The organism is Leptospiraceae bacterium, from assembly GCA_015075105.1.
Lineage (GTDB): Bacteria > Spirochaetota > Leptospiria > Leptospirales > Leptospiraceae > JABWCC01.
On sequence record JABTUZ010000001.1, the window covers coordinates 386,734 to 408,857 of the forward strand.

21 protein-coding genes and 1 pseudogene are annotated in these 22,124 nt (G+C 33.8%); 10 read left to right on the forward strand and 12 right to left on the reverse strand.

What is annotated here, in order from left to right; all coding sequences use genetic code 11:
* Nucleotides 1–188 precede the first annotated feature (188 nt).
* Both HS129_01975 and mazG read right to left on the reverse strand, forming a co-directional pair.
* On the reverse strand, nt 189–530 hold the full coding sequence (locus HS129_01975; protein ID MBE7410824.1) for a hypothetical protein: 342 nt from the start codon (nt 528–530) through the stop codon (nt 189–191).
* Between the two features lie 81 nt (nt 531–611).
* Nucleotides 612–1,401, reverse strand: a pseudogene (mazG, locus tag HS129_01980) (nucleoside triphosphate pyrophosphohydrolase).
* A 147-nt stretch (nt 1,402–1,548) separates the two neighbouring features.
* Between mazG and HS129_01985 the strand changes: the two are divergent.
* Both HS129_01985 and HS129_01990 read left to right on the forward strand, forming a co-directional pair.
* Nucleotides 1,549–2,019, forward strand: a complete 471-nt coding sequence (locus HS129_01985; GenBank protein ID MBE7410825.1) for a hypothetical protein — start codon at nt 1,549–1,551, stop codon at nt 2,017–2,019.
* Between the two features lie 238 nt (nt 2,020–2,257).
* Nucleotides 2,258–3,694 (forward strand): DUF2779 domain-containing protein, encoded by a 1,437-nt coding sequence (locus HS129_01990; GenBank protein ID MBE7410826.1) that lies wholly within the window; start codon nt 2,258–2,260, stop codon nt 3,692–3,694.
* 42 nt (nt 3,695–3,736) lie between these two features.
* On the opposite strand, the gene HS129_01995 is transcribed toward HS129_01990, so the two are convergent.
* The 4 genes from HS129_01995 to HS129_02010 are packed head-to-tail and all read right to left on the reverse strand — an operon-like array spanning nt 3,737 to nt 6,163.
* Entirely contained in the window at nt 3,737–4,081 is a 345-nt protein-coding gene (locus tag HS129_01995; GenBank protein MBE7410827.1) for a histidine triad nucleotide-binding protein, read from the reverse strand.
* Nucleotides 4,078–4,980, reverse strand: coding sequence for an ROK family protein (locus HS129_02000; protein MBE7410828.1), 903 nt, complete (start codon nt 4,978–4,980; stop codon nt 4,078–4,080). The genes HS129_01995 and HS129_02000 overlap by 4 nt, the downstream gene beginning before the upstream one ends.
* Nucleotides 4,977–5,642 carry an ABC transporter ATP-binding protein gene (locus tag HS129_02005; protein ID MBE7410829.1) on the reverse strand — a complete coding sequence of 222 codons (666 nt, stop codon included), beginning with the start codon at nt 5,640–5,642 and terminating at the stop codon, nt 4,977–4,979. The genes HS129_02000 and HS129_02005 overlap by 4 nt, the downstream gene beginning before the upstream one ends.
* Nucleotides 5,639–6,163 (reverse strand): hypothetical protein, encoded by a 525-nt coding sequence (locus HS129_02010; protein MBE7410830.1) that lies wholly within the window; start codon nt 6,161–6,163, stop codon nt 5,639–5,641. The genes HS129_02005 and HS129_02010 overlap by 4 nt, the downstream gene beginning before the upstream one ends.
* A gap of 189 nt (nt 6,164–6,352) precedes the next feature.
* Here HS129_02010 and HS129_02015 point away from each other — a divergent pair, with 189 nt between their 5' ends.
* Together HS129_02015 and HS129_02020 are read left to right on the forward strand one after the other, a co-directional pair.
* Nucleotides 6,353–7,906, forward strand: a complete 1,554-nt coding sequence (locus HS129_02015; GenBank protein MBE7410831.1) for a restriction endonuclease — start codon at nt 6,353–6,355, stop codon at nt 7,904–7,906.
* A complete protein-coding gene (locus HS129_02020) occupies nt 7,887–8,450 on the forward strand; it encodes a hypothetical protein (GenBank protein MBE7410832.1) in 564 nt (187 codons plus the stop codon). Before HS129_02015 ends, HS129_02020 begins: the two co-directional genes overlap by 20 nt.
* A 23-nt stretch (nt 8,451–8,473) precedes the next feature.
* Here the strand turns inward: HS129_02020 and HS129_02025 are convergent, their stop codons facing one another.
* Both HS129_02025 and HS129_02030 read right to left on the reverse strand, forming a co-directional pair.
* Complete coding sequence (locus HS129_02025; GenBank protein MBE7410833.1) at nt 8,474–9,145, reverse strand: hypothetical protein; 672 nt, start codon at nt 9,143–9,145, stop codon at nt 8,474–8,476.
* Nucleotides 9,142–9,636, reverse strand: coding sequence for a DinB family protein (locus HS129_02030; GenBank protein ID MBE7410834.1), 495 nt, complete (start codon nt 9,634–9,636; stop codon nt 9,142–9,144). Before HS129_02030 ends, HS129_02025 begins: the two co-directional genes overlap by 4 nt.
* Before the next feature lie 198 nt (nt 9,637–9,834).
* Between HS129_02030 and HS129_02035 the strand changes: the two genes are divergently transcribed.
* Both HS129_02035 and HS129_02040 read left to right on the forward strand, forming a co-directional pair.
* The gene (locus HS129_02035) at nt 9,835–11,244 is read left to right on the forward strand and encodes an alcohol dehydrogenase catalytic domain-containing protein (protein MBE7410835.1); all 1,410 of its coding nucleotides are present in this window, start codon (nt 9,835–9,837) and stop codon (nt 11,242–11,244) included.
* Complete coding sequence (locus HS129_02040; protein ID MBE7410836.1) at nt 11,237–13,693, forward strand: hypothetical protein; 2,457 nt, start codon at nt 11,237–11,239, stop codon at nt 13,691–13,693. The genes HS129_02035 and HS129_02040 overlap by 8 nt, the downstream gene beginning before the upstream one ends.
* 13 nt (nt 13,694–13,706) lie before the next feature.
* Here the strand turns inward: HS129_02040 and HS129_02045 are convergent, their stop codons facing one another.
* Genes HS129_02045 through HS129_02055 form a run of 3 tightly spaced genes read right to left on the reverse strand, consistent with a single transcriptional unit; the run spans nt 13,707 to nt 16,622 of the window.
* Nucleotides 13,707–14,825: a DUF5009 domain-containing protein gene (locus tag HS129_02045; GenBank protein ID MBE7410837.1), complete on the reverse strand. Its 1,119-nt coding sequence runs from the start codon at nt 14,823–14,825 to the stop codon at nt 13,707–13,709.
* A gap of 3 nt (nt 14,826–14,828) precedes the next feature.
* Nucleotides 14,829–15,764: an SDR family oxidoreductase gene (locus tag HS129_02050; protein MBE7410838.1), complete on the reverse strand. Its 936-nt coding sequence runs from the start codon at nt 15,762–15,764 to the stop codon at nt 14,829–14,831.
* 6 nt (nt 15,765–15,770) lie between these two features.
* On the reverse strand, nt 15,771–16,622 hold the full coding sequence (locus HS129_02055; protein MBE7410839.1) for a M50 family metallopeptidase: 852 nt from the start codon (nt 16,620–16,622) through the stop codon (nt 15,771–15,773).
* Nucleotides 16,623–16,710: 88 nt separating this feature from the next.
* On the opposite strand from HS129_02055, the gene HS129_02060 reads away from it, so the two are divergent.
* Nucleotides 16,711–18,345, forward strand: coding sequence for a glycosyltransferase family 39 protein (locus HS129_02060; GenBank protein ID MBE7410840.1), 1,635 nt, complete (start codon nt 16,711–16,713; stop codon nt 18,343–18,345).
* Here HS129_02060 and tmk read toward each other — a convergent pair.
* Entirely contained in the window at nt 18,328–18,945 is a 618-nt protein-coding gene (gene tmk / locus HS129_02065; GenBank protein MBE7410841.1) for a dTMP kinase, read from the reverse strand. The two genes, HS129_02060 and tmk, sit on opposite strands and share 18 nt — an antisense overlap.
* 103 nt (nt 18,946–19,048) lie before the next feature.
* Here tmk and HS129_02070 point away from each other — a divergent pair, with 103 nt between their 5' ends.
* From HS129_02070 to HS129_02080, 3 genes are read left to right on the forward strand one after another with little or no spacing between them, the layout of a single operon-like run.
* Nucleotides 19,049–20,197 (forward strand): trypsin-like peptidase domain-containing protein, encoded by a 1,149-nt coding sequence (locus HS129_02070; protein MBE7410842.1) that lies wholly within the window; start codon nt 19,049–19,051, stop codon nt 20,195–20,197.
* A 4-nt stretch (nt 20,198–20,201) separates the two neighbouring features.
* Entirely contained in the window at nt 20,202–21,212 is a 1,011-nt protein-coding gene (ruvB, locus tag HS129_02075; protein MBE7410843.1) for a Holliday junction branch migration DNA helicase RuvB, read from the forward strand.
* Nucleotides 21,187–22,119, forward strand: a complete 933-nt coding sequence (locus HS129_02080) for a TonB-dependent receptor (protein MBE7410844.1) — start codon at nt 21,187–21,189, stop codon at nt 22,117–22,119. Before ruvB ends, HS129_02080 begins: the two co-directional genes overlap by 26 nt.
* Nucleotides 22,120–22,124 lie beyond the last annotated feature (5 nt).

Here is a 22,124-nt window from a genome sequence, read left to right on the forward strand (position 1 = left end):
TGTTTCTGAAAGATTCTAAAAAGAACCATGCGTAGATTAAGAAGTGAGTAAAAAAACTTATGTTGATATAGAGATATTCCCACGATTCGGTTTCTTTTTGTAGATAACTTTTTGAATAATTCGGTGGAAAGAAATTGAAGCTTTCTTCTTCAGCGGAAAAAAAATCCGGAAGAAATTTAAAGAAACGTTTAATTCGGGTCATGGTACGTAAAAGATATAATCTCAGATCCTTTTAAGTGTAAGCTCAATTCAAATCCTCTATCTAAGTACTGATCTAATTCCTTAGCGGTTGTGATTGCAATTTTCTCATTTTCGATTTTTAAATACAGTGGGTAGGATTTGGATTTATAATTATATGGAAATCTATCGCTTACAAGAAGTGTGATTCTGTAATGGTCAGGTCTCGTTTCTAAAATAATATGAGAGATATGTTTTCTGTTTACAATTCTTTCAGTAATTTTCAAGTCCCAAGGATTGTGAGAAAATAGTGCAAAACTAAAGAACGAAGATATTAGAAAAAATCGAAGCATCTTATTTTGATTATCGGATTTTTGGAGTTCTGACTGAATAAGGCTTTAAGAATATTCAATCAAAGAAATAAAAATATCCTTCTATGATAAGGTAGTTTTTGCCTTTTCCCAAAGCGAGTTCATTTCTTCTATTGAAAGTTCAGAAAAATTTTTACTATTTTCTTGAGATATTTTTTCCATTTCTTGAAATCTTTTTATAAATTTCAGGTTAGACTTATTCAGGGCTTTTTCTATTGAAACACTTAGATGTCGGGATAGGTTTACTAAGCTAAAAAGTATGTCTCCAAATTCTTCTTCTAACTTTTCACTATTTTTATTCTTGTCTAAGTGGTGAACTTCCATTAAAAATTCATTTAGTTCTTCTGTGATTTTTTTTTTCTACGTCGGAAATCTGATCCCAATCAAACCCTGAACCAGCTGCACGCTCTTGGATTTTTTCTGCTCTAAGGAGAGACCCAAAAGAATTCGGAATTCCATCTAAGATAGATTTTACAGCGGGCTTTTCTGTTTTCTTGATTTTCTCCCAATTTTGAATCACCTCATCAGAGGAGAGTTCTTGCTTCGACTGAAAAATATGAGGATGCCTTCGTATAAGTTTATTTGAGATATTTTTTATTATATCTTGAAAGCTAAAAAAATTTTTTTCTTCTGCGAGCTTTGCTTGAAAAACAATATGAAAGAGTAAGTCTCCCAATTCTTCTTTTAAGTTTTCATAATCATTTTCTTCAATTGCGTTCACGACTTCATAGGCTTCTTCTAATAAATGGGGAGTCATCGACTGAAAGTTTTGTTTTTTATCCCATTCGCAACCCTTGTCGCTACGAAGAAGGGCAACTATTTGTAATAGATTTTTTATTTCTGCGGATTCCATAATTCATAATAGAAAAAAACAGTCTATTGCCAAGTGAATTATTTTTGATTTTTATGGCTTCTAATTGTCTAAGAGTTATAATAAGTTAATGCTTGAATACCTATTGAATGAAAAAATTCTTGTATTGAATAATTTTGGAAGTAATTTATGACACTGCTTTTGATTGTACAAGTTCTGCATATATTAAGTGGAACTATTTGGATTTGTAGTTTTATATTTATCTATTTTTTTCTTTGGCCTTCTTTTGTAAAAAATAATTCAGAGGAGGCTCTGAATATTAAAAATAGCCTAAGAGTCTCACTTAGAAATATTGTTGGTTTAGCCGGAACTTTATCTATAGCGCTTGGGATATTTAGAGGGGTGTATTATAGTGGGATCAACAGTTGGGAGTCACTGTTTACTCCTTACGGTAGAACTTTTTTGGCAGCGAATCTTATCACGCTTGTACTTCTTATTGTTGGAAGAGTTTATGGGCACAACTTGGTTGCACTTCCTTGGAAGGACGAAAAAACAAAAAATAAAAGTTTGAAAAAAATTTATCTTGCCGGTGTGTTTATTTTATTTTTTTATATTTTATTACTTTTCACAATGGTTGCCATGAGGTTTGGGGGAATATAAGATTTGACAGCGATGGACTATAAAGGGTGCTTGCAGTTTTGGTGTAGATTATAAATTTGGTGATAGTGAAAATTCTATTTATTTTAAATATGCGCTTGAACTTTCATTTTATGGAATAATCTTATTCTATATGCCTTTTCGTTTTCTTTTAAATTTTTTTCAAAATAACTTTTATAGATATTATAAAAAGCACAATCCTCGGTTTTTATCTCACAGTTATCTTACGAAGCAAAAATTTTTGTCTTTTTACAGGTGTGAGGTATCGGCTTGGATCGGAGTTCAGAACAATAACTTTAAGACGTACAATAATAGAAAATTCCATACAAGTTCTTCTGAATACCGCCAAATTCGTAGAGTCTTGCAACAGCTTTATCCAGGCGGTAAAGAAGTGCGTTATGCGAAATCTATTGAGGAGTCCATTTTTGTTACGTCAAAATATCTCAAGAAAAGAATCCCTGTTTATTCTGCCAGTTTAGGGAAGGATGAACTTTTTTCTAACTTTGATTTGCTTATTCCTTCAAAAAATTCCGACTCTTGGAGTATTGTATCGGTAAAATCTCAGGTTTCGTTTAAAAAAGAGAACTTAACAGAGCTTGCATACCAAAAACTCGTAGCAGAAAAGTTTGGACTCAATATAGAAGATGTTCTTCTATACACTATAAACTCAGATTATTTCTACAGAAAAAAAATTGAAGTCCATAAGATTTTTATAAAAAATTCTCTTATAAAAAAAATAGACGGAGAATTTCAAAATGCGATTGAAATATGCAATAAGTATTTTCAAACAATTCATTCAAAAACTTTACCACAAAATTTAGAGACATGCAAGACCCCGATAGGTTGCTCGAATAAAGATATTTGCTTTCCTGATTTGAAAGATGGAAATGTATTTGATCTTAGAGAAGGAAAATCTCTCTCCAAAGAGCTTTATAAATCTGGGATCATATACTTAAAAGATATACCTTCGGAGACAGAGCTGACGCACAAGCAATTGGTTCAAGTTCAATGTGAGAGAACAGGGAAAGAGCATATTAAAATAGAAAATATTGAGCGTTTTTGTAGAGATATAACTTATCCTTTGTATTTTTTAGATTTTGAAACAATAAATCCTGCAATTCCATTGTTTAAAAAAAGCAAACCTTTTCAACACATCCCCACCCAGTTTTCTTTGCACGTTAAACTTTCAAAAGAATCTCCACTTTTACACCATTCTTTTCTCTTGAGAAATAAAAAAGATCCGAGAAAGAAAATTTTAAAACATTTAGAAAAATTAATTTCTTCTACAGGGAAAATTATTGTGTACGATGCAGTGTTTGAGAGAAGATGCCTGAATGAAAGTGTGGAATTGTACCCTGAGTTTAAAGATTGGTGGGAGAAAGTTTCAAAAAATATAATAGATATTTCGCTTCCATTTAAGTCATTTCATTATTATAATCCGATTCAAAAAGGTCATGCTTCTTTGAAGGCAGTCCTGCCGGCTCTCACCGGTTTAGATTACAATAGTTTAGTTATCCACAATGGTGGAGAGGCAAATCAGGAATTTTATAAATACCTTACGACTAAGATGAGTTGGTTAGAAAAAAAGAAACTTCGACAAAATATGGAAGAGTATTGTAAAATGGATACCTATGCGTTAGTTGAAATACTAAACTCTTTGGAGAAACTTTTGATTTGATATCTTTCTTTAGGTTTTAAAAAGAGTATCGTTGAATAGATTCTACCCCGGCGGCCATTCAAAATTTCTTCCGGCAAGAAGGTGGTAGTGCAGATGAAATACTGTTTGCCCTGCTTCTGCACCGATATTGGTTACTATTCTATATCCTTTTTTGTCGAAACCTTTCTCTTTTGCAAATTTTGCAATTCTTACAGAAAACTTTCCTATGAGTGTTTCTTCTTTTTCTGTAAAATGCCCGAAAGACTCAATGTGCTTTTTGGGAATGAACAAGATGTGATCGGGTGCAACCGGGTTTATATCTCGGAAGGCGATCATAAGCTCGTCTTCGTACAAAATAGTAGCCGTAATTTTTTTTTCTACGATTTTACAAAATATACATTCACTCATATTTGTTCTCCTTTAAAGCAAAGTGATGCAGCGCCATAGGTACTGGATAGTCCGGATCCTGTTTCTATAGTAGTGTAGTCCAAAAATACCGGAAAAACAATTTCTTTCACTCTTTCGATTAAATTTTCTCCAAACAAATCCCAAGATTTGGTAAGCCCACCGACTAAGATAATTTTTTTTGGATTCACTGAATGGATTGTATTTCGCAAAAGCTCTGCAAGTACCATTGTCCCAAAGCTTAGAATTTCTACAGCAACCGGATCTTTTTTTCTCACTAATTCAAAAAAAGCTCTAGCAGATTCTATTTCACTTCCAGTTTTTTCCTTGTATCTACTTAGAAATCCCCTTGCACTAAAATAGCTTTCTGCGCATCCTCTTTGACCGCATCCGCATAACGCACCATTGATAACTATTGTGCAATGACCGGACTCCATACCATTCCCTTTGTATCCATTAAAAATTTCACCTTTGTAAACCCATCCACACCCGATTCCTGTCCCCAGTGTAAAGATTACCAGATTGTCGCAATTTTGTCCTTTTCCAAAATAGTATTCTCCCAAGGAAAAACAATTCGCATCGTTATTCATGAATACAGGCAGATTGAATTTGTTTTGGATTGTAAAAGACAACATTACATTTTCCAAGTTGATAAGATTTGCAGATCTTAGAATGATTCCCTTGTCCATGTCAATTGGGCCCGGAGTCCCAATTCCGATTTTTTCAAAGGATTCTTTTTTTTGAATGGAAGTGATCAATTGCAATAAAGATTCTAAAAATTCTGAGTTAGACCAATTTCTATTCGTGTCAATTTTTTCTTCCGCGTAAATTTTTCCTGATGAGTCGATGATACTTCCTCGGATACTTCCACCACCTATATCAATACCTAAAACTTTTTTCATTTAATTACTTTTGTAAACTGACCATCTCTCATCTCATAAATTGTTTTTGCGTCAAATGCTAATTTCATATCGTGCGTAACAAGTAGTATCGTCAAGCCTTTCTGGTTATAATCTCGAAACAAGTTTCTGACAAGACCGCTATTTTCCGGATCCAAGTCTCCCGACGGCTCATCGGCAAAAAGAATTTCCGGATTATTAATGAGAGACCTTGCTATGGCTGCTTTTTGTATTTGCCCTCCTGAAAGTTTTCTTGGAAGTTTATCTGCAAATTTTGTCAGCTCAAGCATATACAGGAGATAGTCACATTTTTTTTCATATTCGGTTGAATCGTATTTTTTAGAAAAAAGCGTGGGTAAAAGTATATTTTCTCGAATAGTCAGGTTTGGGATAAGCTCGCTAAATTGAAAGATTAGTCCAATCTCATTGGATCGGAATTTCAGGAGTTTTGAATTTGAGAATGTGGATAATTTTTCATTATTAAAAATTACTTCTCCAGAGCTTGGTTTTAGCATTCCGGTCAATAGAGAAAGAAGTGTAGTTTTTCCTGAGCCGGAGGGACCTACAATCGCCACATAGTCCGATTCATTTACGTCAAAAGAAATAGAATTTACAACTGTATTTTTATCATAGCTTTTTGAAAGATTACTTACTCTGAAAATCATTTTTGTTTCCTGATAGATTCATAAGGGTCGATTGATGTAAAATAGAAAGACAACGGCAGTGAAACAGAAACACTTCCCAGAATTGAAAAAATCATAGTGCGTAAAAATGCGACCCCTAAGCTGAAAAAGTTAAAATCTGTATTCAGAAAAAATATTACAAGAAGAAAGAAACTGAAAAAATAGGAAAGAATAAAATAGAGTAATTCTTTGCAGAGTGTCAATAAAATAATTCCAAGCCGATTTGTACCGATAGCGAGCATGATACCGGTATCTGATATAGAGTGGATGATTCTTGATCCGGATAGAAGCCCGGAAATTCCTATTGCAAAGAGTATGTTTGAATAGTACAAAGTTTTACTTATGTGCAAACTCGAATTTATATTGCCGACGAAATGCAAAGTTTCAAAATTTATGGTAATATAAAAAAATAGAGCCGTATTCAATAATATATTGAATACAAAAAAGAATTTTTCTCGGATAATTAGAGCGATTGAGAAGTATAGTACATTAAATTTACCCATTCTATTTTCATTATCGGTTTATGGAAAGTTAAGAGTTAGCGTGCTTAATAAAAACTGAAAACCCTTTTTTTTCTCTGAATAATCCCTATAAACCCCAAAGAAAATTATAAGAATTGCTTTTTAATGGGGGGTTTTATTGCATATTAGAAAAAAAAATTTAAAAATAGCCGATAATATTTAAAAGGTGTTATGATTTTTTTTGTAATTATTGCGGTTGCTGTTATTTTACTTTTTGCTGCATTTTTTTTATTTTTTGAGTCTAAAAAAGATATTACAGAAAAGGCATTGGCTCTTGCTGCCATCGGGAATTTTCTTGATGCGAGAGCAATGGTAAGAGATCATTTAGAAAGTTCACCCGGAAGCGTAAAATCTTTGTATGTAATGGCGAAGATTTATTCTATGGAAGGGGATTATTTGAGTGAGGCAAGTTATTTAGAAAAAATTAAGAAAATCGGACGATACGAAAAAGAATTTCCTGAGATCACGATATGCAATAGAATTGCGGATATTTATTATAATCTCGATATGTTCGAAGAGGCTTTTTTTTATTATTTGGATAGCCTGCAAGCAGATCCGACAGATCCAGAAGCGTTGATTCGATTGGGATTTATGGCATTAGGTCAAAAAGATTTTCAGATAGCGGATGTATTTTTAAAAAAATTAAATTCTTCTTCAACTCAAATTCCTTCTTACTTTATTGCCAAAGGAATAATCAAAGCCAATCAAGGTAGGGAGGGAGTTTTTCAGGATTTTGAAAGAGCATACCAGTTGGATCGGACTTCTACTGTATCAGGTTTTTTGTTTGCAGTGAGTGCTGCAAAGGAAGGAAAAAATGACACAGCAATCGAGGTCGCAAACAAGGTTGTAGAAAATATTGAAGATGAGTTTATTCGCTATACCTTGTTTCAATTTATTATGACTCAATTTTTTCTGAAAGAAGATTATTCTTCGGCAGCAAAACATGCAAGACTTTGTGTAGAAATAGCAAAGCTCAATGGTTGGAAACACGAGACTACTGATTCTAACTTTTATTTAGCTATGTCTTTAATTGCACAAAATAAAATGGATGAGGCTTCCGATCCTTTAATAGATGCAGAGTCTGATAGAATGGACGATACGGAAATTATAGAGCTTGCAAATTATAAATACAAAGTAGAAAATGGAGATATTAATCTTTGGGAATTTGGGACAGACGGTTACGATTTAAAAAAGGAAATTCAAGGAGCTTTCGATAAAAATTTTTCAAACGAAAGATACTACGAACTTTCCGGCTTGAGGTCACAAGATACTTTTAATATTCGAGGTATCGTAAACGAAGAAGGAAAAAAAATCACAAATCAGATAGGTTTAATCGGTGTAGATAAACTAACCAGATTCAATTCGTTAAAAGGTACTGCGTTTAAAAATACTTGCGTAAGAATTATTATGGCTTTAAATTATAGGGTGAGCCGAGAGATTCCGTATTTAGAAAATGATGGTGCAAACTATATTGGGTCAAATATTTCTGATCGAGATTTGAAGGCTCTATTTAGAATCAGAAAATGGAGAAATGTAAAAATATCAGACGTTTTTTTAAGAGACCTTTTAAGTGCAGTAAATGATCTAAGCGTCGAGAAAGGATTTATCATTGGTTCTGCAGAATTAACTCCGGGTGCAAAAAAAGTATTTTCTTCAAACCCCGATCAAATAGTCATCGTGAATGGGAAGGAATTGGACGATATTCTTGAAAAAGCTCTACGTTAGTATTTTTTCTGTAACAATTCTTTTTTGTTCTTCGATAAAAAATATTCGTGTAACTCAAACCGATAAAAATTTTTTTAAAATCCCGGTGAAAGTTTCCAGAGTGTATATCATTGAAAAAAATCCACCAAAAAATTCTAGTGAAGAAATCCGGAGGATAATAGATGAATTAGTGAATTCAACAATCAAGAAAGACATATCGATATTGCCGAGCTTTGTTTATAAAGAGAAAGGGATTTACTTGGATTTAAAAGGTTTGTGGACTTACGATGAATTGGTAAAAGAAGTAGAAAGAGAGGATTCTTATTTTTCGATATTTTTTTTTGATACTGAAAAATTAAAAAAGCACAAAAAGTCAGATGAGGTGCAAACCGTAAGAGACTTACTTCTTATTTCCAAAGGATTAGAATTGGATCTATTTTTTGAATCTTCAAACTCTTGTGAAGTAAAAGTTCGATTTTCTTCTCCGAACAAATTAGAAAGAGAACTAAATAATCCTTATTTTATTTTTGAAAATGGAAAGTGGTATGTATTTCGATTGTTTTGATATAAAAAGTTGTAATCCTATTTTCAATTTTTATTTTCTGGAGCAACCGGGTTTAGCATCTGAGTTTTCTTTTCGGACTCTATTTCCCAGCCGTAGTCTGTACCCATAGAAATTATTTTTCCGCAATTATACTCATCGAATTTATTTTTTTTGCAAATAGAATAGAATTTCTCTTCTGAGCATTTTTCTACTCTTCTATCGTAAGCATCTTTAGATTCTTTTCCAGATTGAAGGAGTTTCATGCATTGAAACATTTCTGACATTCCTTCACTATAAATTTTTTTAACTTCACTTAAGTTTGAATTTTGATTTTTTTGAAAATATTTCCACTCCCATTGAAGAAAGATATGGGCTTGGATTATATCATCTAAGTACTTTACCGACAGATTATTTTTTTTGAATAATTCTTCTCTTTCTTTAACCCTGCAATCTATGATTTTTTTATCTCGGATTTCTTTTTTTTCGGAAGATTCGGAAAATTTTAGAGAACAGTTTCTTTGGAGTTCGTCCAAGTCTATTCCAATTTTTTCCAAAGAGCTGATTGATAGTTTAAACTCGGTGCTGATTTTTTGAATTTTTTCCTCCATCTCTAAAATTTTTGGGTCTTTTTCTTTCTTATTACAATTCAAGATTGTCAAACTAAGAAGGAGGATGGGTATTGCTAAAAAAGAGTAGGAGGAGAAAACTTTCTTCATCTATTTGTCCTGCTGTAAATTTCTTTGATTGGCTTTCCCATTCTTTCTCTTTTACCGTAGATAAATTTTAAATGATCATCTAAGTGGGAAGAGCAAAAATCAACAATTTTTTTTAGAGGTTGGGGCCCTTTTACAGAATGGATTCCTGTCTTCTCAAAATCAGATTCGCTTAGTCTATCTAGTATATAAACTGTAGATTTTCTGTTTAGGTCAAATAAAATAGCAGATTCTCCTGCAGACTGCTCGCTGTAGTATAATTTTTTTGCCCACTCAGATTCGTCTGCTTTGATTAGCGCAGGCTCTTTTTCTGTTATGATTCTTTTTATTCTTTCGGAAAATAGTAAATCTGTATCTGTAATATGAATGACTACTTGATTCGTATTCCAGTCACCCGGCCCCGGTGTTTTTAAAAAATCTTCGCTCGATAGTCCCGATATGGAATAACTAAGAAGCCCAATTCCTTTTCTATAATTTTCTATAAGTTCTTTCATTTTGTATTTCCTTAAAATAAATAGAATTCGTAAACAGTCGATTGAAGTAATAGCAAGTAGAAAATTCTTTTTTCTTTTTACAATCACTTTTTTATAATTTTATTTACCATAGTTAGACTAATAGAAAATAAGAAAAAATAAAGAAAAAATTGAAAAATTGAATTTCCAAATTGAGTAAGATTTAACTTATTGAAAGATATGAACGTTCAATTTAAAGCACTCGATTATACTAAAGATGATGACTTTGAAGAAGCCGAGTATGAGTTTCATGGCGACAAAGATACCGGTTGGGAAATTAAAAGAAATGGTAAACTCTATTTGCAACTCGGCAAAGGCTATGAAGTTTTAAAAACAAAATATTGTGGTGTATGCTCTACAGATTTAGATAGAAGATTTTTACCTTTCCCGCTTCCTCAAGTAACGGGACACGAGGTAGTAACTGAAAGTTTAGACGGTAAAGAAAAATTTGTAGTAGAGATAAACGATACAGGTATAGCAAGAGGAGACTTAGACTTAGATAGTTTTTGTATTGCAGGAATTCCGACTCATAGTCCTACAAGAATGGTTTTAGGAATAGACAGACTCCCCGGTGGGTTTGGAAAATATATACTCGCTCCAAAAAATGCGATCGTCCCCTTTTCTAAAATTTCTTCTGAAGAGGCAGTTTTAATCGAGCCGTTTGCAGCGGCTCTTCAAGCAGTTACTTCTTCTCCTCCAAGGAGTGGGGATAGTGTAGCTGTGCTTGGTCCAAGAAGGCTTGGTGGGCTTTTGCTATTAGCACTACAGGCTTATAGAAAAAGCTCTAAAATTGATTTTTCTATTTCTGCAATAGTCAGGCACGATCACTTAGTTGACTTAGCCAAAAATCTTGGTGCAGACGAAATTGTAGATTTAAGAAAAATTCATCCGGAAGTTATTAGAGAAAAATTTGATATAGTCTATGACACTACAAGCACTCCTTCCGGCTTTGAGTTTGCAATTCAATTAGCAAAAAGAGAAGTCCATCTGAAATCAACAAACGGTCAGGAAGTTCTGGGCTTAAAAAAACTAACAGAGATGGTGGTAGATGAAATATCTATATTGCCATACTCAATAGAAAATTTAAAGTTCAAGTGGGAGAATGAGAAAAAGGAAAACTCTAAAATCTATATTTCTCCAAACGTAAAAATAGACTCGTTACCTCAAGGCTATACAGAATATAGACTTTCTTTTGAAGAGGCGGTTAAAGTTTTGCATTCTCCCGAATTTTCTGGAAGGCTTCCCAGATTTGACTTGGCGATTGCATCGAATACCGATGAAATTGATAAAATTTTAAGACCGAGTAAAGAAGACGAAAATTCTATTTTAAGACCGAGGGGAGCGATTCTTTTTCAAGGAGAGCCAAAAGACAATTCATTGCTAAAATTTCTCTCTTATGGAAAAAGTTTACGATCTTCCAGATGCGGTGACTTTCACCTTTCCGTGAAACTATTGGAAGAAAACCCGGATATAGCAAAAAAACTTTCAAAAACCATGATCACCCATAAATTTTCTCCACGTGAATTAAAAAAGGCTTTTCTTGTGGCAAGAGACCCTTCCTCCGTAAAAGTTGTAATTCGACATGATTAATAAAGAAAACGAAGAAATCGAAACTTCTCTTGGTCCGAGTTTAATTAGAAACGGGGAAGTTTTTGAGTTGAACCTTTCTAACTTAAGAGTTTTTACAGGGCTATCGGTTCTATCTAAGATTTTGGGTGATGAGGTTTTGAACCAAGTAGAAAATACTCCGGGAGATGTTTCTATAATTTATAAAATCAATCCAAATATAAATCCTGAACTTGTAGAGATGAATTTTTCTTTTATTTCAATTTATGCCAGATCGGGTGTGTTAAAAGATATTTTGTCCTTTAAGGAAGAATTTCAAGACCACCTTAGAACTGTGTTTGGTACTTTTCAAAGACCGTCTTGGGGGAAAAGAATTCACCCTGAATTTTTTGGTGAAGACCCTAAGGTATCTAAATCTTTGTCTCTTATTTTTCCATTTCATCATGTAAGCGAAAATGAAAGCATAGACTATAGATTTATCTTAGAAAGAGTAGAGAACCCTCAAGTGATAGGTGACTTCTTTTTTCGACTGACCGTAGAAAATTACGCCAAGGCAAATTTAGACATTCAAACTATTCCTCATATCATTGTAAACGATATAGGGAAAAGGGTGTTTCTTGCAGGGAGCACTAGAATTGCAGAGACGATTAATAACGGTATTCAAGTCGCTTCTTCTAAGGGTCAGAAAAATTTTTCAGAAGAGAGAAGGGACTATAGCCACTTATTTGAGCAAATTTCCAGAACGCAACTTGGGGATATAGAAAGAATTGATTTTTCTTGGGACAAAACTTTTTCCGATTTTTTTCAAAAGTCAAGCCCGGAGACCGGACTCCCTATATTAAAGAAAATATTTTTAATGCTTGAGGATAATGCGTTAGGCGAAACTCTTAAAAAAGGACATACTCTAAAAGTAAATATAGGAAAGATTTTTGTAACAATGTATCTTTCGAGACTCGGCAGGGTATTGAATTGCAATTTTAATCTTTCAAAAAAAACCAAAAGTATGCTGAACTATCTGAAAAGAATGCCTGAGCTGCACTCTTTAGCAGATAAAAAAGGCCATAACCTTGATTTTGGCGGAATCAATATTTTTTTAGTTCATCATATTACATCAGAAATTTTGGCACTACTTGAAGCATTTCATAGACTCAATTCTGGTAAAATACACGTTGCCTTTGTAAAATATGGAGGGATTGTGCCTTCGGCGTATTTAGACGTGTTATTGGATATTCCTACAGAGAATTTTTTTATGGCAGGGCTAAGTCGTCGCACCTCAGAAAAAAATAAAGACTATTATGTTTTATCTAAAGACTATAGCGATACAAGTGAGATGAAAGAGTTAAAAGAATACTTGGAACAAGAGGAGTTGAATTTTTTCGATGCGATGAAACTTCTTTCTGGGCATTTGCTATTGAAGTTTTGTATAGAGTCCGAAAAGGAAGAAAAAAAGGTAATGCTCATAGAAGACGGAGGCTACCTCGCTCCATTTTTTAATGACTATATCAGTAGGGACTTATTCACAAAAGAAGTATTTGAAATTTATAAAGTAACACATAGTAACACTCAAGAAAAATTTTCCATTTGGATAAAAGAAATCTTAATAGGTAGTGTAGAGCACACTCGAAACGGATACGACCGGCTAAAAGAAGTCGAAACAAAACACTCAAGTTTGAATTTTCCCACTTACTCAATCGCTATCTCAGATAAAAAGGTCAAGGAAGAATCCAAAGAAGTAGCGCACTCTGTGTTGAGTGCAATTGAAGCAATATTACACGGGCAGGGAATGGTATTGTCTCAAAGGAAGATGATTGTACTTGGCTCAAGGGGAAACATTGGCCGTTTTTTATGCAAGTATTTAAAGGGTGGAAGGATGCACGAGTCCAATCAAGATTTGGCTGAGGTGGATATTAAAAAAGAAAGTGGAGAATTTTTTTATAATACGTTAGACGAAATACCAAGAGAAATATTTTTATCTCGAGATTTATTTATAGGTGTAATAGGGAAGTCAGTTTTAAAAGAAGAGCTTATTTCTGACTTAATATTGCATGGCACCAAATCAAGGATTGTATTTGCATCCGGCTCGACTAAGACAGTAGAATTTTCTGAGCTTTCTGATTTTTTAAACAAACTTTCTTCTATGAAAAATCCTTCTATTCGAGAGACTCCGATAGAGATTGACTTTGATAGAATCATAGAGCCACAGTCAGGAATAGACCATGGTGGGAAGGTGCAGATTTCTTTTGAGAAAAATGGAGAAAAGATAGAAAAGGTTTTCTATCTACTGGGTGATTTGAGTCCGGTGAATTTTATATTTTACGGAGTTCCGACTGAAACAATGGATTCAATAATTTCAGAATTACTAACTATTTCTTTAGGTTTAAGCGACCAATATAGAAATGGGAAGCGACCACATCCAAAACTATATGCGGTTGATTTTGAAATTGATCGCTGGGGGAATTTGATAGAGGGTTAAATATAATCACAAATCATGGGCTAATCCTAATATTTCTTTTTTTAAGGATTAACCCCACTATGAAAACAACAATCAAAAATAACACAGAATATAAAAGTGAATTGAGAGGGGTTGGAATTTCTCCAAAAATTTTTTTGTATAGAAATAGTTTTAGAGAAATTTCCTTTTTATCCAACTGAATTGAAATGAGGTTGAGTATCCTTGCAAAAATCCCTGAAATAAAATACAAAAAAAGTGCATTCAAACTAAAAATTGAAAAAAAGGATTTAATAAAACTTATACTTTGAATTTTTTTAATATCAAAAAAATATATAAACGTCATCAAGTATATACAGGCTATCCCTGAAGTGAAAAGAGTGTATGAGCTTGTCCAAAGGTTTTTATTTATAGGAAAAATGAAATTTAAAAGTAATCCTAGTATGATACATACAATTCCTATTGCAAAGAGTGTATAAATTTTTTTTAGAGATTTTTCACTTCTATTATTTTCAAATAGTATATATCCAGTCAAAATCCCTGAAATAGAAGTGGCAATAGAGGGAAGAGTGCTGAGTATTCCTTCCGGATCCCAAGTCTTTGTGTATTTCCAGACGTGTCCTTTTAAGAAAAGTCTGTCTATATAGGCAGCAATATTTTTTTCTGTGTCCATAGTCGGAAGACTTTCCCCCGGCGGAGGGATGCATAAAAATAGAAATGTATAAAATACGAGTATCCCAAAAAATAAAATGCCTAACCAGTTTTTGGAAAAATTTAAAAATAATATAGAAGAAAAAAAATAAACTACAGCAATCCTTTGTAAAACGCCTGGGATTCTGATTTCAGAAAAATTGTAATCTGGAAATCCGTTTAGAATTATACCTAATAAAAATAGTATAATAGTTCTAAATAGAATTTTTTTGTAGATTTGTATGGTTGTAAGTGAAAGCTGGTATTTAGTAATTGCAAGATAAATGGAAACTCCAACTATATATAAAAAAAAAGGAAAAATCAAATCTGCAAAAGTGCAACCGTCCCATTTCGCATGACGTACTATTGGATACATTATACTCCAAGAGCCCGGGTTATTTACGATAATCATTCCGGCGACAGTCATTCCCCGAAAAATATCCAAAGACTCTAGTCTGTTATTCATGGATTAGTCTAAATTTTTAGAAAAATACTCAATAGTTTTACGAACACCTTCGATTAAAGAAACTGTAGTTTTGTAATTTAGTTTTTCTTTCGCTAGGCTCAAATCGGGCTTTCTTCTAATTGGGTCGTCCTTTGGGAGTGGTTGAGAAATAATTTTTGATTTAGAGCCTGTTTCTTTTAATACAATTTCTGCTAATTCTTTTACAGTAAACTCGCCATTATTGCCAAGGTTGACAGGACCCGTAAAATTTTCCGTGTTCATCATGGTTACCATTCCATTGATTAAATCATCTACATAGCAAAATGACCTTGTCTGAGAGCCGTCTCCATAGATTGTAATGTCACTCCCTTTTAAAGCTTGAACTATAAAATTACTCACTACTCTGCCATCGTTCGGGTGCATCCTTGGGCCGTAAGTATTGAAGATTCGGATGACTCGTATGTCAACTTTATGGGATCTATGGTAATCAAAGAAAAGTGTTTCGGATACTCTTTTCCCTTCGTCGTAGCAACTTCTAATTCCAATAGTATTTACATTTCCCCAATAGGATTCTTTTTGAGGGTGCTCTTTCGGATCTCCGTAAATTTCGCTTGTGGATGCTTGTAAAATTCTTGCTCCGACTCTTTTTGCAAGACCGAGCATGTTTAGTGAGCCGAGTACATTTGTTTTTATGGTTTTAATTGGGTTGGATTGGTAGTGGATAGGAGATGCAGGGCAAGCTAAATTATAAATCTCGTCTATTTCGAGGCGAATTTCTTCAGTAATATCGTGTCGTATGAATTCAAAATTTTTATAATCGTTTAGATGATAGATATTTTTTTTTCTACCTGTGTGCAAGTTATCCAAGCACAATATTTCGTTATTTTCTTTTAAAAGTTTTTCACAAAGATGAGAGCCTAAAAACCCGGCTCCACCTGTTACTAAAATTCTCTTACCCATGAATAATTATCCTTCGTTTTTAAATTCTGAAATCAATTCTTGGGGTAGAGGTTTCCCGTTCAAGTCTAATCCTCTGGAAATAAACCATTCAGCAATTTCTGGAGTGACCTCTCCCGGAAACCTATCTACAGGTAGCTCCGGTAAAATCTCGCTTGTGTCTTCTCGGAAAGTCTTTTTTAAAGTCAGATACAATATGCAAATACTAATCACTGACCAAATAGTTGCAATAAAATAACTGAGTAAAATTACAGAGCTTGGCGGTTTTCCTTTTGACGTTGGGATTTTTAGTAGCCAATAAGCAAAAATCCCTGCATCTGTAGAATGGATGTTTCCGGTAAAGTCTAATAAATCATAAACGCTGTACATGGAAATTAGCGTACCGAGAGAAACAAGTATCATCGCAGATGCAGACCTATTGATTACACCGATTACTAAAAATATTGCTCCCCATACAATCCCAGTGCTATAGGCGAGATTCCCTGACTTAGAAAATTGAAATGTTGCAAATAGAAGTAATATTCCGAGAATGCTTAGAGTTTGTTTTTCGTATTTTCCGGAAAACCCCCTGTAGAGTATCAATCCTCCCAAGACAGATGAGCCAATATAACCGGCAGAAACTACAAATACAAATGCAGCTTTTAGTTTCCCCGGATTTGCGATGGTTTCTCCAGACTCGTTATTGTGAATAGACACTCTCTCAACAACTCCACCTGTTAAAACTGTGGCAATTGCATGACAGATTTCGTGAAATAAAACTACTAAATCTTTTAAGTATCCCATAAAACTATGCTCCCACAGAGTAACAAAAAAAAGTAAAAATGAAATAAAAAACATAGTCTTTAAAGTTTTATGGCTCATGCGCTTATTATCGGAAAAAATGGAATTTTACGATATTCTGTATTCGGAAATTTATTGTTTGTAAATATCAAAAATTTAGTTTGGAAATATGAAGTTTTTTTACACTTTTGCTTTAATTATTTCTATACTAATTTCTTTCGTTTCCATTTTTGCCTTTGTTGATTTGGGGTATGATATTCTTAGGCTAAAAGTGAATTTTGGTCATTTTGAAGATACTTCGATTCACGAAATCTTTAGAATTTTAGAAGGCGGACAGCTATATTCTACTCCCTCTATCGAATATATCCCGCTTCTTTATGGGCCGGTGTATTTTTATTTATCCATTCCATTTGCCATTCTATTCGGGAAAAGTTTTCTTGCGGGCAGGGCGATTTCTATCCTATCTACACTTGTAATTTTTCTATTAACGTATTTTTTAATAAGAAAAATGGCTCGAATAAAAACAGGGCAAACCATACTTTTCACAATTATTTCCATCGGTCTGTTTGTGTCTGCCAATGAAATTTTTGATTTTTGGCTCTACACTGCAAAAGTGGACGCACTCTTTTTACTTTTTTTAGTTTTGGCGTATTTATTTTTTCTATATTCCGAAAAAAATGAAAAGTATTTATATGTTTCTTCGGTTTTTTCTTCCTTTTTATTTTTTACAAAACAAAACGGGATACTTTTGCCATTTTTTATTTTATTGTATTTAGCTTTACTAAAAGAAAAAAAAAGATTTATTCTATTTGGTTCCATGTTTTCTCTAATTTCTGTAATTTTATTTTTATTTTTCTATCTACATTCTGGAGAAAAATTTATTACATTTTTTCTGTCTATTCCAAGCTCCCACCCTTTACTTTGGAAAAAATATTCACCCGAATTGTTTCAATTTTTTACTCCATTCCTTGGAGCAATCTTAGTATTTTTAGTCGCAATTATCGGAAATAGTTTCAAAAAGGAAAAAATTCAAAATTTCGGAAACACTCTATTTTGGAAGTTCTGTAAACAGAAAAAGAATGCTTATCCGATTCTTTTTTTAGTTTCTTTATTTTCAATTTCCTTTTTAGGCAGGATGAAAGTAGGAGCGGTCGGGAATTCTTGGATTTACTTTGTATTTTCTCTATCCGTATTTTTTTCGATTTTTATTCACAGGTTTTCTAAGGCGTATTTTAGAAGAAAAAAGAATGTACGATATTTTGTGTATTCAGCCGTATTGTTTCTATTTTTATTTTTACAGTTTACTGTTTTTTCATATAACTATTTTTCTCAAAAGAAATTTATTGCAAACTTAAAAGAAAATGAAAACGAAACCATCCAAACTCTATGTGGATATAAGACACCTCTGCTTTTTCCTTTTGCCGGATATTTACCAGAAATGTTGTGCAGAAATGAAAGCATTGCATTTCAGCAGCAATCAGTTCTCGAAATCATTAGAAATAAAAAAGAATACAACCAGTTTATTTCTCGCTATAAGGCAGCTTTAGAAAGCGGTTACTATAAAACAATAATTCACACTTCCAGCGTTCCTATGGAAAAAACAGAAGAAGGGTTGAAGCTAATAGACATGCAGTTGCAAAATGCAAAAACCGAAAAACAAAAACAAGACCTTTTGTCTTTTCGATCTATTTTGGAAATCAATACTATAATTCTAAAAAACTACAAAAACATTCAATTGATTTCAAAAAGCCCAATGATTAGGCTTAGGTTTTTTGGAGGGTATTACCTATGCACTTTGGAGTAAGGATAGAATTTTTTCTAAACACAGATTTTCTACCTCTTCCAAAGATTTTGTTGCATCAATAATTACTACACTTGGAGGAAGCACTTCTTTATAAGATTGTCTTATTATTGTTAACTGTTGTATCGTCTCAAACCTTTCTTTCTTCTCACCCAGATTCAATCTTTTTTCAATTCTTTTAAGGGACTCTTCAGGAGAAATATCTAAAAAAAGTACGAGATCCGGAATAGGGAATTTTTTTTCAAGGTTACGCTCTAAGACTTTCTTTGCAGGATAGTCTTTTGAGCTTTGATAGGCTGCGGTAGAGTAATAGTATCTATCAAGGATTACGTTTATATTTTTTTCTAAATTGGGAGAAATAATTTTGGATACAGAAACTTCTCTATCGTCTAAAAAAGATTGAATTTCTTGTTCTGGACTTAGATCAATCTCACCTTTTAGAAAGTTTCTAATTTTCTTCCCTGTAGGAAAATCTGTAGGCTCTTTTGACCAAATAGAAGGAATATTTTTATTCTGAAGGTATTCACAGATTTTTTTAGATACAGTAGTTTTTCCGCAACCGTCCAAACCTTCAAAAACTATAAATTTACCAGTGCTTTCCACTTTTTATATCCACTTTAAAACGAACTTGACGTAAGGTTATTCTGTCAAAAAGAATAAAATCGAATGAAATATTCGGTCAATTAGAAATTAATAAGGAAAATATATGAATAAAATAAAAAAAATTCGCATTTTAATGATTGTAGCTATATCTATTCTGGTTGGGACATTTTTGTCTCCTATAATTTTTCATTCCAGCTCTACAGCTTCACTATTTTTGAGTGCCAAGAGCTCAGATGTTTCACCCGCAGTGGCGCAGGCAATTACTTTAGAAAATGCTTTTCAAGAAGTGTTTGATAAGGTCTCACCGAGTGTGGTTACTATCACGACTGAAAGAACGGTAAACGTAAAGTCTAACCCGTTTATGAATGACCCGTTTTTTGAACATTTCTTTGGAAGGCAACAAAACGACAGAAGTTTTAAGCAAAAACAAACAGGACTTGGCTCAGGGATTATTTTAAATGACGAAGGCTATATCCTTACAAACGAGCACGTGGTCAGAGAAATGGAAAAGTTGAATGTAAAATTAAAAAATAAAAAAGTATTTGAAGCCAAAGTTGTAGGTTCTGATAAGACGTTGGATTTGGCTTTATTGAAGATCAAACCAAGCTCTGATTTGAAGCCTGTAGTTTTGGGAGACTCTTCTAAAGTTCGAGTAGGGAATTGGGCGATTGCAATCGGTGCACCTCTCGGTTTGGAGCAATCCTTTACAGTAGGTGTAGTCAGTGCAATTGCGAGATCTGGACTTGATTCGAGTGGTATGAATTATATTCAAACAGACGCTGCGATCAATCAAGGAAATAGCGGGGGGCCTTTACTTGACATTCGTGGAGAAGTGATAGGAATCAATAGAATGATATTTTCTCAAAGTGGTGGAAATATAGGGATCGGTTTAACTATACCAATCAACGAAGCAAAAAGGATTATAGACGATTTGAAAACTAAAGGGAAGGTGAAACGTTCTTGGATTGGTGTAGGATTGGACTTGATCCACGAAGAAGAAAAATCAGAATTAGGTCTATCGGATACCAAAGGCGCACTTGTGAAGCAAATCATACAGGGTTCCCCTGCAGATAAAGCAGGAATTCAAATATTGGATGTGATTACAAAAATCGGAGACAAGGAAGTTAGCTCTCCTGAAGATGTTATTGAATTTATCCGATCGGCAACCATCGGAAAAAGGCTTGAGTTGAAGGTAGTTAGACAAAAAAGTGTGATTACAACCACAATTACTCCCGGGGAAAAGCCCAATTGAATTCTTGAAAGAAAATAGAATCGTAAATCCACAAGACGATAGCGCAGACGAAAATAGTCTGCGCCCGGAGTCATTGTTTGAATTTATTGGACAGAGAGAAACTCTAACGAATTTAAAGATTTTTATCGAAGCTGCCAAAAAAAGAAAGTCAGCCTTAGACCACGTATTGATTTCAGGACCACCGGGTCTCGGAAAAACTACATTAGCCAGAATTATTTCCAATGAGCTAAACTCGGCGATACAGGTAACCTCGGCTCAAGTAGTCACAAAAGGAGGAGACCTTGCAAAATTTCTAACTCTTTTGAATGAGAAAGATATTTTATTTATAGACGAGATCCATAGCTTAAATAGGGGATTGGAGGAAATTCTATACCCGGCAATGGAAGACTATAAAATAGATCTTGTAGTCGGTGAAGGTATATCGGCTCAATCTGTAGAAATACCTCTAAAGCCATTTACACTGGTAGGTGCTACTACGAGGAGCGGTATGATCAGCGATCCTTTAAAGAATAGGTTTGGAATCCAGCTTAGATTAGATTATTATTCAGATGAAGAAATGAAACAAATCGTAAATCGCTCTGCAAATATACTGAATATTCAGATAGAGGATAGTGCGTCATTTGAAATTGGAAAAAGAAGCCGAAAAACTCCAAGAATTGCCAACCATTTATTAAAAAGAATTCGTGATTTTAGCGAAGTGGCCGGAGAAAAAAGAATAAGTTTAGACGTATGCAGAGATTCTTTGGGTAGGTTAGGGATAGACGAGCTTGGGTTGGATGCTGTAGATCGGCTGATTTTAAACACCATGATCGACAGGTACAATGGCGGGCCTGTAGGGGTGAAGCCGATTGCGGTGATTATTGGAGAGGAAGAGAGGACAGTAGAGGATTCTTACGAGCCATATCTTGTTCGGGAGGGTCTAATAAATAGAACTCCTTCGGGGAGGGTCGCTACCAGAAAAGCGTATATTCACTTAAAGAAGAATATGGATGAGAAAAACGAATATCTATTTTAATTTAGATACATTTTCAGAAGACGAAAAAAGACTTACACTTTCAGCGGGTGTTGTGTTTGTATTTATGTCCTTTTTTTTTGCTCATCTATTTACAAAAAATATGCTTTGGAAGTTACTCGGTTCTGACTCTGTGGTAGAAATTAAATCAAAAGAAGAAATAGAACAAGAAAAAGTTTATGAAGTTTTATTAGAGCAAGAATTTGCAGACCAGACTAAAAAAGAGGAAATAAAAGCCTTATCCGATAAGGATGCGGCAGGGACAGGAGGGCTTACTGAAAAAGAGGGATTCCACACGAATAGCCCTTTTAGAGAATTTATATTTGGTTCTAATCCTTCTATTGCTTTGAAAGAAAACCAAAAAGAAAAATCGGATAATAAAAAAGAAGAAGAATTGTTTGAAGTAGGGATTTATAAAAATGATCCACTAAGTGCCAAAAATCAATCTGAGAATATGCCGAATTCCAATTACAATCCGGCACAAGCGACTAAGATTCCGTTTAATTATAGATTTGAGCAGGATTTTTTATTTAGATGGGATGGAGCCAGAGCACTATCTTTGCCCAGAAAAAAATTAGCAGGGTATCAATACTTTAAAAAAATGTTAAAGCAAATTGAAGGAAGTTTCGCTCCACCCGGTGGAGGGAATTTTGCATACAGGGATATGGCGGGCACTGTGGTTCGAGAAGGAATTATTCCAGGTGAGACAAAAGTTTTATTCATGCTGAATGAAAGCGGGCAGGTTATAGATTTGAAGAGGGTTTCGAGTCAAGGACAAGAAATTGTTGACAGGGCCTGTCTCGATTCTCTACGGGGGCAAAATTTTGGACCAGTCCCTGAAGAGGTAAAGGTAAATGGAATGATTTTCGGAATTAATTTTATTTTTCCGGGAAGAGTTTATTATAGGTAGTTTAG